Below are 11,692 nucleotides of genomic sequence, written 5' to 3'. Positions count from 1 at the left end.
AGAGGGTGTCATGGGTAACGAAAGCATCAATTGGGACAAGCTGGGTTTTGACTACATCAAGACCGACAAACGCTATCTGTCGTACTTTCGCAATGGCGAGTGGGACAAAGGCACCCTGACCGAAGACAACGTGCTGCACATCAGCGAAGGCTCGACTGCCCTTCACTATGGCCAGCAGTGCTTCGAAGGCCTGAAGGCTTATCGTTGCAAGGACGGCTCGATCAACCTGTTCCGTCCTGACCAGAACGCCGCGCGCATGCAACGCAGCTGCGCTCGCCTGCTGATGCCGCACGTGTCGACCGAGCAGTTCATCGAAGCGTGCAAGGAAGTGGTTCGCGCCAACGAGCGCTTCATCCCGCCATACGGCACCGGCGGCGCGCTGTACCTGCGTCCGTTCGTGATCGGCGTGGGTGACAACATCGGCGTGCGTACCGCGCCGGAGTTCATCTTCTCGGTATTCGCGATCCCGGTCGGCGCCTACTTCAAGGGCGGCCTGACTCCGCACAACTTCCAGATCTCCAGCTTCGACCGCGCCGCCCCACAAGGCACCGGTGCGGCCAAGGTCGGTGGCAACTATGCCGCCAGCCTGATGCCGGGCTCCCAGGCCAAGAAAGCGCACTTCGCTGACGCCATCTACCTGGATCCGCTGACCCACAAGAAGATCGAGGAAGTCGGTTCGGCCAACTTCTTCGGGATCACCCACGACAACAAGTTCATCACCCCGAACTCGCCATCCGTGCTGCCAGGCATCACCCGTCTGTCGCTGATCGAACTGGCGAAAACCCGTCTGGGTCTGGAAGTGATTGAAGGCGACGTGCTGATCGACAAACTGTCGGACTTCAAGGAAGCCGGCGCCTGCGGTACCGCGGCGGTGATCACCCCGATCGGCGGGATCAGTTACAACGACCACCTGCACGTGTTCCACAGCGAAACCGAAGTCGGCCCGGTCACCCAGAAGCTCTACAAAGAGCTGACTGGCGTGCAGACCGGCGACATCGAAGCGCCAGCGGGCTGGATCGTCAAGGTTTGATCTGACGGCTGCTGATGCACAAAAGCCCCCATCGAGTGATCGATGGGGGCTTTTTCATGGGCGCTGTTGCTGTAGCCACTCAATCAACACTTTGGTGTGCGCCGACGCTTGCGGGGCAACGCCGTAGTAATAGCGTGGCAGCGGCATGCGCAGATCCGGCAACGGACAGATCAGGCGACCACTCGACAAATGTGTGCCGAGCAAAGTAGTCGGACACAGCGCGATGCCCTCGCCCGCCACGGCCGCTTCCAGCACCCGGTGCATGTAATCAAACTGGCGGATCACCTGGCTACTGCTCTGGCTCTGGCCAAAATGCATGGCCCAGTGGTGCCAGTCTTCACGCCGCGCCCTGACGGTCAGCAAGGTATGCGCACTGAGGCCGGCGAGATTTGTCAGTGGCAGTCGCTCAATCAATGCCGGCGCCGCGACCATGACCAATTCATCCTCGAACAACGCGTGCGCCTCCAGCGTCGGCGCCCAATCGTCACGGCCCCGGCGGATGACAATGTCGAAATCGTCGCGGGCCGGATCCGGCGACTGGGTCTGCGTGACGACCTGGGTGTCGATGTGCGGATGCTGCACCGAAAAGTCCGCCAAACGAGGCGTCAGCCATAACAGGGCGAAGGACGGCCGGACATTGATCGTGATCGTCGGCCGCGCTGCCTGTCGCCTCAACTCGGCAGCGGCGTCGGCAATCTGCGCCAGACCGGCGCTGACTTGCTGATAAAAAAGCTCACCCGCCGGCGTCAGCAGCGACTGCCTGATGCGCCGTTCAAACAACAAAACGCCCAGATGTTCTTCAAGCAATTTGACGTGGCGGCTGACCGCACTATGGCTGACATGCAGCTCGTCGGCCGCCAGGCTGAAACTCTGATGACGAGCAGCCACAGCGAAGGCGCGAACCGCATTGAGCGGGGGAAGTGAATTTTTCATGGGTCTAATTTAGTTACATATGCACTGCATTTAAAGCGTTTGTCAGCGCGTTGCCGCCACGCCAATCTGCCCGCACGCAGATACGCGATTCGACGGAGCAACATCATGCACAGCTACGGACTCTTTGTATTGTTCGCCGCCCTGACCATTTTGAGCCCCGGCCCGGGCGTGGTGCTGACCCTGTCCAACGCCGTGCGCCTGGGCTGGACCGGCGCAGTACCCGGCATTCTGGGCATCGCCTCGGGCGCGTTCGTGGTGGCTGCCCTCAGCGCCACCAGCGTCGGCTTGATCCTCAGCGCCTCGGCCGAGGCGTTTACCGTGCTGAAATACGCCGGAGCTGCATACCTGTTGTACTTGGGCTTCAAGAGCTGGCGTTCAGATCGTTTCCGTAGCCTGCAGCAGGTTCGCCCTTCTCGTCCGGGCTACCGTTTTCTCGAAGCCGCGTCCCTGCAGTTTCTCAATCCGAAAGCGATCTTCTTCTTTCTGGCCGTATTCCCGCAGTTCATCGACACTGAACAGGCTTTTTACCCGCAGTTCTTCAAACTGGTGGCCTCTTACGCGGTGCTGGTAATTCTGGTGCACGGCAGCTACGCCCTGCTCGCCAATGCGGCCAAAGGCTGGCTGTCGAGCCCGAAAGGATCCTGGCTGGCGGCAAAAGTCTCGGGGGTGACCTTTGCCGGTTTTGGTCTGCTGATGGCGTCGGCAACCCGCTGATCGACCTGCTCAGGCTCATCCTGTTTCAAGGCAATCCGCTTGCCGGCTCGCGCGGCAATCCCGCTGGCCTGTCCGTTCTGCTGCTTGCCCGTGCGCGCCTGGGTAATCAGCCCGGGAATCAACTCCCCTTCCGGCAGATTCTTCCAGAACCGTACCGGCAAATGCCCTTGCATGACCTTCTCGTTCAATCGCGCCGGGTTGAAGATGTGGCTGTAATAGGTCAGCCATAGCTCGCCATGCGGGTCATCGACGTTCTGCGCCAGTTGCTGCCATTCCACCGGGCACTGGCGCTGATGAATCAACTGTTCACCGTCGTAATAAACCCCGTCACGCGGCGTGGCGATCAACCAGCGATGCCGGCCCATGCGTCCGATGAAATGTTCGCTGGCACTGTGCAGGATGTCGTGGGCCGGTTCGTGCCACGCGACGTATTGCGGGCCTGGCTGATCCTGCGGGCGTTCGATGAAACGCACGAACGCATGCAAATGGTGGGCTTCGCGCTGCACCTGCTTGATCCGCCGCTGCAACTCGCTGCCGAGCTTGTCGCCGGCCATCATCGCCGTGCGATCGCCATGGCTGACTCGCCACAGCACTTCATACAACAGACTCCAGCGCTGGTCGCCCCGGTAGCGTGCGGCTTGCTCCAGGGTGTCGAGCAGTGCACGGGGGATGCGTGCCTGAAACGGCCCCTGCCCCTCGGGCACCGAAACGTCACTGGCAAACAGATCGCTCACCCCTTCCGACGCCCAGCTCACCAGACTCGGGTCGACTTCATGGCTGAGCAGCCAGCGTGCCTGCTGGCGCCAGGTGTCGAACAGGTCGTCGCAATCGAGATTGATCATCCCCACAACCCCATCTGCTGCGGCTGCGGCCGGTCGCGCAGTTGCTGGTAAAGCATATGACTGGTGACTTCGGCCTGTTGCGGGTGGTAGTCGCTGGTGATGATGAACGGCTTGGCCTTGGCCAACACACAACGCATGCGCGCCACATCTTCGTAGCGAATGCGCCGTTGCTGGCGCAATTGCACCAGACGTTCGGTGGTACGCAGGCCGATGCCGGGGATTCGTGCGATCAGCGACGGCTCGGCGCGGTTCAGGTCCAGCGGAAACACCTCGCGATTCTGCAGCGCCCAAGCCAGTTTCGGATCGATATCCAGCGCCAGATTACCAGGGCCCTTGAGCAACTCATCGGCGCTGTAGCCGTAGCTGCGCAAGAGGAAATCGGCTTGATACAGACGGTGTTCGCGCATCAGCGGTGGCGCGGCCAGTGGCACGCTTTTCGGGCTGTCGGGAATCGGGCTGAAGGCCGAATAGTAGACGCGCCGCAAGCGGTAGTTGCCATACAGCGACTGGGCGCTGTGCAGGATCGTGCTGTCGTCGGTGTCATCGGCGCCGACAATCATTTGCGTGCTCTGCCCGGCGGGAGCGAATTTTGCCGAACGCGGTTCGTTGAGCACCGTTTGTACGCCGGTGTAAATGGTGTTCATTGCCTGCTTGATCGAACCGATCTGCTTCTCCGGCGCCAGGGTTTGCAGGCTGGCGTCGGTGGGCAGTTCGATATTGACGCTGAGGCGATCGGCGTAGCGCCCGGCCTCCTCGATCAATGCCGGATCGGCCTCGGGAATGGTCTTGAGGTGAATGTAGCCGCGAAACTCGTGCTGCTCGCGCAACAGCTTCGCCACGCGCACCAGTTGTTCCATGGTGTAGTCCGCCGAACGGATGATCCCCGAACTGAGAAACAGCCCGCTGACGCAGTTGCGCCGGTAGAAATCCAGGGTCAGCGTGACCACTTCCTCGGGGGTGAAGCGTGCGCGCGGCACATCGCTGGAGCGACGGTTGACGCAATACTGGCAGTCGTAGAGACAGAAATTGGTCAGGAGGATTTTCAGCAGCGACACGCAACGGCCGTCCGGCGTGTAGCTGTGGCAGATGCCCATGCCATCGGTCGAGCCCAACCCGCTCTTGCCTTCGGAGCTGCGCTTGGGCGCACCGCTGCTGGCGCAGGAGGCGTCGTACTTGGCGGCGTCGGCGAGAATGCTGAGCTTGTCGATGATTTGCATGGCGCGGGCTCTTTACTGTGTGGATATACAGTATAGGTCCGAGCACGGGGTTACAAGGAGCCAGAAGCGCACCTCGTCGGGCAGAAGCTCAAGATCAAAGGATCGCAGCCTGCGGCAGCTCCTACATGGATTGGGCAGGGTCGAGATTTATCGGGTGTACGGACTTACTGTAGGAGCTGCCGCAGGCTGCGATCTTTTGATCTTCGCGTCTAAAGGCAACTCAAGACCAAACCGCTTACCCATTTCCTTTCGCCCCGCCACGGTGAGCGCCAACGCTCGACTATCAAGATCCTGCGTCACCCACTTGCGTTTCAACGCCATCTGCAACAACGCCGCGCCCAACGATCCGCCCAGATGCGGCCGGCGCATGCTCCAGTCCAGGCACGGGCAAGCAAACTTGCGGCGCAAGGTACTCAAGTCCTGCACCTCAATTCCCAAGCTCGCAAACAACGCGTCGCCGGTGCCGCTCAAGCGATAAACCCGCTCATCGGTTTCCACCAGCCACCCCGCCTCGAGCAAACGGTCGTGGAGCAACACCGCGAGCGTCCCAGCCATGTGGTCGTAGCAGGTGCGGGCGAATTGCAGGCGATCCGGGGTGTGCGGCTTGAAGCCCGGCGCGGCGTTCTGTCCGATCACCATCAACGCTTCCAGCGCCTGAGCCACCCGCTGATCGGCGAGGCTGTAATAACGATGGCGGCCCTGCACGTGCAGGCGCACCAGTGCCAGATCCTTGAGCTTGGCCAGATGTGCACTGGCGGTGGAGGCGCTGACTTCCGCCACGGCCGCTAATTCAGTGCTGGTGCGGGCGTGGCCGTCCATCAGCGAGCAGAGAATTTTCGTGCGTGCCGGTTCGGCGATGGCGGCCGCCACCTGCGAAACGCCGATGTCTTGATGTTCTGCGTGCATATTTCGCTCCCCGACGAATCGTCGCCGCTGCGAACTGAAGATACTCGCATCACTTTCCCGACCACAAGGCTGTGCACCATGGACCCGATCATCGCTGCGACGCATGCCGATCCCTACCCCTACTACGCCAAACTGCGCGCCGAGGGCGGACTGACCTTTGATCATGGATTGAAGCTGTGGGTCGCCAGCAGCGCCCGAGCGGTGCGTGCGGTTCTGACGCATGCCGATTGTCGGGTGCGACCGTTGCTGGAACCGGTGCCCAAGGCGATTGCCTCGGGGCTGGCCGGCAAGGTGTTCGGGCAGTTGATGCGGATGAACGATGGCGAGCGTCAGCGCTGTCCGCGTGCGGCAATCGAGCCGTCACTGCAGTTGATAGATGACGAGCAAGTACGCGCACTGGTGGCCGCGCGTCTGATTACAGCGGACGCCGACGGCTTATATAAGGCGATGTTTCGCGGCCCGGTGTGCGTGGTCGCGGCGCTGCTCGGCTTCACCCCGGCGCAAGGCCGGGCGATCAGTGAGCTGACGGCGGATTTCGTCGCCTGCCTGTCGCCGCTGAGCAATGACCTGCAACTGGCGGCGGCGCATGCGGCGGCGGAGCAATTGCGCGGTTACTTCGTCGAGTTGCTGGCCGAACCGCCTAGCGATTTGCTCAAGGCGTTCGGGCAGCGATTTGATGGCGATGAGGAGACCATGATTGCCAACCTGATCGGCCTCTGTTCGCAGACGTTCGAGGCCAGTGCGGGACTGATCGGCAATGCACTGATTGCGCTGCGACGTCAGCCCGAATTGCGCCATGCCTCAGTGGACGCACTGTTGGCCGAGGTTCAGCGCTTTGATCCGCCAGTGCAGAACACTCGGCGCTTTGTCGCGCAGACTTGCGAGATCGATGGCGTGCGGCTTGAGGCCGGTGAGGTGATTCTGGTGCTGCTGGCTTCGGCCAACCGCGATCCTTTGTTGAATGCAGAGCCCGAGCGGTTTCTGCTGGATCGTCCTGACCGGCGCAGTTTCAGCTTTGGCAGCGGTCGGCATCAGTGTCCGGGGCAGACGCTGGCGTTGAGCATTGCCGCTGCGACTGTCAGAGAAATCCTTGATCAGGGTATGAATCTGCAACAACTGACGTGGCATTACCGCCCATCGCTCAATGGGCGGATTCCCCTGTTCAGCGCAATGCAGCCTTAAGCGCTGCGCAGCTCAATGGTCAGGTGCGACAGCTCATGCACCGGCGCCAGCCGTTCGCGAATCGCCTCCGTCGTCACGCCCGCCGCCGCGACCACACTGACAATCGCCGCCCGCGCCTGCGGGCCGACCTGCCAGACGTGCAGGTCGCTGATGCGCACGTCGTCCGAGATTTCCAGCAGTTCGCGAATCTCTGCGGCAACCGGTTCGTCGGTGGTGTCGAGCAGCACCGCAGCGCTGTCGCGCATCAGGTTATAGGCCCACTTCGCGATGACAATCGAGCCGACAATCCCCATCGCCGGATCCAGCCACACCCAACCGAGGTAGCGCCCGGCCAGCAACGCGGCAATCGCCAGCACCGAGGTCAGGGCATCGGCCAGTACATGGACATAGGCCGAACGCAGATTGTTGTCGTGATGGTGATGATGATCGTGGCCGTGCGCGTGATCATGCTGATGGCCATGGTCGTGGCCGTGATGGCCCATCAGCAGGAAGGCGCTGAGGATGTTTACGCCCAACCCGACAATCGCGATCAGGGTCGCTTCGCCGAACGCCACGGTAGTTGGTTCAAACAAGCGAAAAATCGACTCGCCGGCAATGCCCAGCGACACCAGCCCCAGCACCATGGCTGAAGCAAAACCGGCCAGATCGCCGACCTTGCCGGTGCCGAAACTGTAGCGGCGGTTGTTGGCGTTGCGCCGGGCGAAACCATAGGCCGCAGCAGCAATGCCCAACGCCCCGGCATGGGTCGCCATGTGGAAACCGTCGGCCAGCAGGGCCATGGAGCCGGTGAGATAACCGGCGGCGATCTCGCCGATCATCATCACAAAGGTTAGCGCCACCACCCACAAGGTGCGGCGGGCGTTTTCGTCGTGAGACGCGCCGAGGAATTGGTGATCGTGGCTGAAACGCTCAGCGCTTGGGGTCAGGCTCATGATACGGATGCTCTATTTGGAATAACGGCGGATGGCTTGCAACAGATCTTCGGCGCCCTGAGCGCGCTGTTCATCGGTGAGATCGGGATGCGCCACGTGCTCACGGGTGTGGGCCTCAATGAACTGCTCCATCAACCCGTTGACCGCCCCGCGAATCGCCGCCACCAGATGCAAGGTCTTGGCGCAATCGGCATCGCCCTCGAGCGCTTTCTCGACGGCCTGTACCTGGCCGGCAATGCGTCGTACACGGTTGAGCAGCTCGTCCTTGTGTTCATGAATGTGCGACATACCTATACCCCCTACCCCTATATGGCGCGCATGGTCGCCGAAGGCTTGGGCAATCGCAAGCTCGGTGAGTGTTCAGGGGATGAACGGGATGCTGAAAGCGGCCTCAATCCCGTTGTAGGAGTGAGCCTGCTCGCGATAGCGGTGTGTCTGGAAACAAAGATGCTGGATGTACCGGCCCCTTCGCGAGCAGGCTCACTCCTACATTTTTCCGGGGGGTGCTCGGGTTCCGCGCCGTACGCAGATTCCCCTGTAGGAGCCAGCCTGCTGGCGATGGCAGCCTGAAAAACGCAGCATCATTTCAGCATCATCCAAGAGGCTACATCGCCTTGCGCCTTTGCCTACAACTGCGCCAGAATCCGCCGGCTTGTGCGGTTTGGGGGGCATCGGTAACTTGGCTCGCGTCACTGAATGATCAGTGATCGGGTTTAGTCGCTCGGTGTTATCTCAAGTTCGCAAGCTGTTATTCAGTCAGGCATCTCTACGCCTGCGCTCAATGGCGGCTGTGCGCAGGGCGCCTTCGGGCGCGCCAGTAATGCTTGGGTACTGGTCGACTAACCTGCGTACAGCTGCCACCTATTGTTTAGTCGCAAGTGCGTGTCAGCCTCATTGAGGTTACCCAGCAAATGTTTAAAGTGACGCCAAATCCGCCTGAAGCGGACGCAATACCTGACCCGGAATCAACATCCCCCTATTCCAGAAGACTCCACGAAGCCGCCGAACGCGCCCTCGATCACTACCTGAAACCGCAAGCCCCGCCCGAGCGCAAACCCAGCCACATGTTTGTCGTCGCCCCGAACATGGACAACGAAGAACTGCTGACCCACGCCTGCGAATCCATGGCCTCGGCCAGCATCATGCTCAGCGACTTCGCCAGCCTGCTCGACACGCCCTACCGCAACACCCTGCTCGGCATCCAGCAAGTGGTGATGCTAGGCGAACTCGCCGTCAACCGCGCCCTCGACAACCTCGAGTCCCCTATCAGCAATTGAAAAAGCGTCCCTGTGACGAGGAAGCTTGCTCCCGCTCGACTGCATAGCAGTCGAAAATCCGGATCCGAACCGGATCGATGGGGCTTGGGGTCGCTTCGCAACCCAGCGGGAGCAAGCTCCCTCGCCACAAGGAAAACGGCGCAACGGAGAATTTCACATGGCCAATAAACCAGATGCCCACGTCGTCGCCGCATTAGTCGCCATGGGCCTCAACGAACGGGATCGCCGCTGGGCGCAGAACGCATGCCTGGTGTTGTTTGAAAGCGAGCGGGAAACAATTGTGGCCTCGGCCGTGAACGCTCTAGGGAAACTTGATGGGCTTGAAATGGAGGCTGTGCTGCCCGCGCTGCACCGAGTGAAACGGCGTTTTCCGTCACTTGAAAGGACAGTGGCTGACACGTTGACCGAGATTGCGATGGTTGCCTGAGTAAAAATGGCGAGGGCTTGATGGATCGCGGAGCAATGCCCCAACAAGGCCTGCTGCGCGGTCCATCGGGGATAAATCCCCTCGCCACAGGTTGCATGGACATTGATTGATCGGCGTTTATTCGCCTCAATCCTCCCGCGTCAAAACCTCCAACAATTCAATCTCGAACACCAGATTCGAATGCGGCGGAATCTTGCCCATCGTCCGCTCGCCGTACCCCAAGTGCGCCGGCACCAGCAGCTTGCGCTTACCGCCCACTTGCATGCCCATTAGCCCTTGATCCCAGCCCTTGATCACCCGGCCCGTGCCAATCACGCACTGGAAAGGTTTGCCACGGCTGTGGGAAGAATCGAACTCGCTGCCGTCTTCCAGCCAGCCAGTGTAATGGGTGGTGATCAGCGCGCCTTTGACGGCAGCCTTGCCCTCGCCCACCTGAAGATTGATTACCTGCAGTTCATCAGTCATGACATTCACTCTATTTCTCAGCAGGCCGCCGTTTTCCCAGAAATGTCGGCTGGTCGCAACTCATTGACGAAAATTGGCGCTGTATCCGAAGTGACTGACAACCCATTAAGATAGCCAACCGCCATTACTTCACGGATCGATTCTTCATGCTGGCAGTTCCCGAATGACTTACCTCTGGATCAGCCTTGCCCTTGGCGTTGTCATGATTGGATTGATCGTCGTCTTGATCTGGCGAGCGCGCGGTTTGCGCAAGCAACTGAACGAATACCGCGAGCTGCTGACCCGCGCCGCCGAACGCCAGAACATCCACCAGGACGGTGACGCCGAGCGTTTCAAACGCAGCCAATATTTTGCGCGGATCGGCACTTGGGACTGGGAAGTCGACACCGATCGGCTGTACTGGTCAGACGCGATCTACGGCATGTTCGGGTTCAAGATCGGCGAGATCACGCCGTCTTATGCGCTGTTCTGCTCCTGCGTGCACCCGGACGACCGCGTCAGAGTGCGCGACGGTGAATTGCGTTGCCTGGAGACCGGTGAAAACCACGATGAGGAATACCGCGTAGTCTGGCCCGACGGTACGATTCGCTGGCTGCGCGAGACTGGTAATGTGGTGCGCAACGACCACGACGCGGTGATCAAGATGATGGGCGTGGTGCGCGACATTACCGAGGAGAAAGCCTCGGCGAGTTACCTCCAGCACCTCGCCCACTTCGACCCGTTGACCGGTCTGCCCAATCGTCTGGTGCTCGAGGAGCGTTTATCCGAAGCACTGGAACAGGCGCGCCGCAGCCTGACCCGGGTGGCACTGGTGTTTATCGATCTCAACGGTTTCAAGGCGATCAACGACCACTACGGTCATGCCGCCGGCGACCGCGTGCTGATCACCACTGCGACTCGTCTGAAACGCATCCTGCGCGCCACCGACACCGTCGCGCGGATTGGCGGCGACGAATTCGTAGTAATCCTGCAAGGTCTGGCCCCGAGCCTCAACCTGCAGGACGAAGCCCGCAGCATCTGTCAGAAAATTTTCATCGAACTGTCCCCACCGATCAGCATCGGCAACGACCAGCGCCATGTCGGTACCAGCCTTGGGGTCGCGGTGTTTCCGGACCATGCGCCAACCATGGATCGGCTGCTGCACATTGCCGATCTGGCGATGTATGAGGCCAAGCGCAGTGGGAATAATCAGTATCGGTTGGGGGGCGAGAGCCCTGCACGAGTGCATGCGCAGGGCTTTGAGTCGGGGACTTAACGCTCGACAGGTTGCATCTCGACAATGGTGCCGTTGGTGATCATGACCATCACGTACTTGTCATTGATCTGCACCCACTGCGCCTGATCGACCGGGGCTTTCAAGCCTTTCTGTTTCCAGTTTTTCAACGCTTTGTCGCTGCGCTGATAAATGTCTGGAGCCCGGTCGTTGACCTTCAATTCGCGGTCGCTGGTCGGCGACTGGACCGTGGGTTCGCTTGAGGTTTGCGCCGCTTGAACAAGTGGGCTGATCCCGGCAATGCCGGCGACCAGGGCCAGGCTGGCGATTAGGGTTTTGCTGTTCATCGGTGAACCTCCTTCGGATGTGTGATACCTGAACTCCGACTGCGGAGGACTGGAATCATTCCTTGTTTTTTTGCCTGAGCTGGCTGGGGAATTGTCGTTGGCAGGCAGATCGTCATCGCTGGCAATTCAGCTCCCACAGGGTCCGCTGATGAAACAGGATGTGTGATCGCCCCGCAAAACTGTGGGAGCGAGCTTGCTCGCGAAGGG

General features: G+C 60.5%; 13 protein-coding genes and 1 pseudogene. 6 read left to right on the top strand and 8 right to left on the bottom strand.

Translation table 11 applies throughout. From position 1 onward, the window contains the following. Nucleotides 1-10 precede the first annotated feature (10 nt). Nucleotides 11-1,030 (top strand): branched-chain amino acid aminotransferase, encoded by a 1,020-nt coding sequence (locus tag E4T63_RS11295; protein WP_027613221.1) that lies wholly within the window; start codon nt 11-13, stop codon nt 1,028-1,030. 54 nt (nt 1,031-1,084) lie between these two features. On the opposite strand, the gene E4T63_RS11290 is transcribed toward E4T63_RS11295, so the two are convergent. Then, complete coding sequence (locus E4T63_RS11290) at nt 1,085-1,963, bottom strand: LysR substrate-binding domain-containing protein (RefSeq protein ID WP_098968217.1); 879 nt, start codon at nt 1,961-1,963, stop codon at nt 1,085-1,087. A 105-nt stretch (nt 1,964-2,068) separates the two neighbouring features. Here E4T63_RS11290 and E4T63_RS11285 point away from each other — a divergent pair, with 105 nt between their 5' ends. Beyond that, nucleotides 2,069-2,677 carry a LysE family translocator gene (locus tag E4T63_RS11285; RefSeq protein WP_098968216.1) on the top strand — a complete coding sequence of 203 codons (609 nt, stop codon included), beginning with the start codon at nt 2,069-2,071 and terminating at the stop codon, nt 2,675-2,677. 23 nt (nt 2,678-2,700) lie between these two features. Here E4T63_RS11285 and E4T63_RS11280 read toward each other — a convergent pair. From E4T63_RS11280 to E4T63_RS11270, 3 genes and pseudogenes are all read right to left on the bottom strand, one after another. Continuing rightward, nucleotides 2,701-3,519 (bottom strand): annotated as a pseudogene (locus tag E4T63_RS11280) (TIGR03915 family putative DNA repair protein); the annotation flags it as partial. After that, nucleotides 3,516-4,736 carry a putative DNA modification/repair radical SAM protein gene (locus E4T63_RS11275; RefSeq protein WP_047601560.1) on the bottom strand — a complete coding sequence of 407 codons (1,221 nt, stop codon included), beginning with the start codon at nt 4,734-4,736 and terminating at the stop codon, nt 3,516-3,518. The pseudogene E4T63_RS11280 and the gene E4T63_RS11275, both read right to left, overlap by 4 nt. 147 nt (nt 4,737-4,883) lie before the next feature. Further along, a complete protein-coding gene (locus E4T63_RS11270; RefSeq protein WP_098968215.1) occupies nt 4,884-5,642 on the bottom strand; it encodes an ArsR/SmtB family transcription factor in 759 nt (252 codons plus the stop codon). Nucleotides 5,643-5,720: 78 nt separating this feature from the next. Between E4T63_RS11270 and E4T63_RS11265 the strand changes: the two genes are divergently transcribed. Then, nucleotides 5,721-6,824, top strand: a complete 1,104-nt coding sequence (locus E4T63_RS11265) for a cytochrome P450 (protein ID WP_135295479.1) — start codon at nt 5,721-5,723, stop codon at nt 6,822-6,824. Here the strand turns inward: E4T63_RS11265 and dmeF are convergent. After that, nucleotides 6,821-7,756 (bottom strand): CDF family Co(II)/Ni(II) efflux transporter DmeF, encoded by a 936-nt coding sequence (dmeF, locus tag E4T63_RS11260; protein ID WP_135295478.1) that lies wholly within the window; start codon nt 7,754-7,756, stop codon nt 6,821-6,823. The two genes, E4T63_RS11265 and dmeF, sit on opposite strands and share 4 nt — an antisense overlap. A gap of 12 nt (nt 7,757-7,768) precedes the next feature. Further along, nucleotides 7,769-8,044 (bottom strand): metal/formaldehyde-sensitive transcriptional repressor, encoded by a 276-nt coding sequence (locus tag E4T63_RS11255; protein ID WP_003223990.1) that lies wholly within the window; start codon nt 8,042-8,044, stop codon nt 7,769-7,771. A 623-nt stretch (nt 8,045-8,667) separates the two neighbouring features. Here E4T63_RS11255 and E4T63_RS11245 point away from each other — a divergent pair. Continuing rightward, nucleotides 8,668-9,033, top strand: a complete 366-nt coding sequence (locus E4T63_RS11245) for a DUF6124 family protein (protein ID WP_135295477.1) — start codon at nt 8,668-8,670, stop codon at nt 9,031-9,033. Nucleotides 9,034-9,190: 157 nt separating this feature from the next. Continuing rightward, the gene (locus E4T63_RS11240; protein ID WP_135295476.1) at nt 9,191-9,460 is read left to right on the top strand and encodes a hypothetical protein; all 270 of its coding nucleotides are present in this window, start codon (nt 9,191-9,193) and stop codon (nt 9,458-9,460) included. A gap of 126 nt (nt 9,461-9,586) precedes the next feature. Here the strand turns inward: E4T63_RS11240 and E4T63_RS11235 are convergent, their stop codons facing one another. Beyond that, nucleotides 9,587-9,925, bottom strand: coding sequence for an FKBP-type peptidyl-prolyl cis-trans isomerase (locus E4T63_RS11235; protein WP_098968206.1), 339 nt, complete (start codon nt 9,923-9,925; stop codon nt 9,587-9,589). 163 nt (nt 9,926-10,088) lie between these two features. Between E4T63_RS11235 and E4T63_RS11230 the strand changes: the two genes are divergently transcribed. Beyond that, complete coding sequence (locus E4T63_RS11230) at nt 10,089-11,180, top strand: sensor domain-containing diguanylate cyclase (protein ID WP_135295475.1); 1,092 nt, start codon at nt 10,089-10,091, stop codon at nt 11,178-11,180. On the opposite strand, the gene E4T63_RS11225 is transcribed toward E4T63_RS11230, so the two are convergent. Continuing rightward, nucleotides 11,177-11,485 carry an RcnB family protein gene (locus E4T63_RS11225; protein WP_027613230.1) on the bottom strand — a complete coding sequence of 103 codons (309 nt, stop codon included), beginning with the start codon at nt 11,483-11,485 and terminating at the stop codon, nt 11,177-11,179. The two genes, E4T63_RS11230 and E4T63_RS11225, sit on opposite strands and share 4 nt — an antisense overlap. Between the last annotated feature and the right edge of the window lie 207 nt (nt 11,486-11,692).

Source organism: Pseudomonas fluorescens, assembly GCF_004683905.1.
Classification (GTDB): domain Bacteria; phylum Pseudomonadota; class Gammaproteobacteria; order Pseudomonadales; family Pseudomonadaceae; genus Aquipseudomonas; species Aquipseudomonas putida_A.
This window is presented reverse-complemented; position numbering and strand designations above follow the sequence as displayed.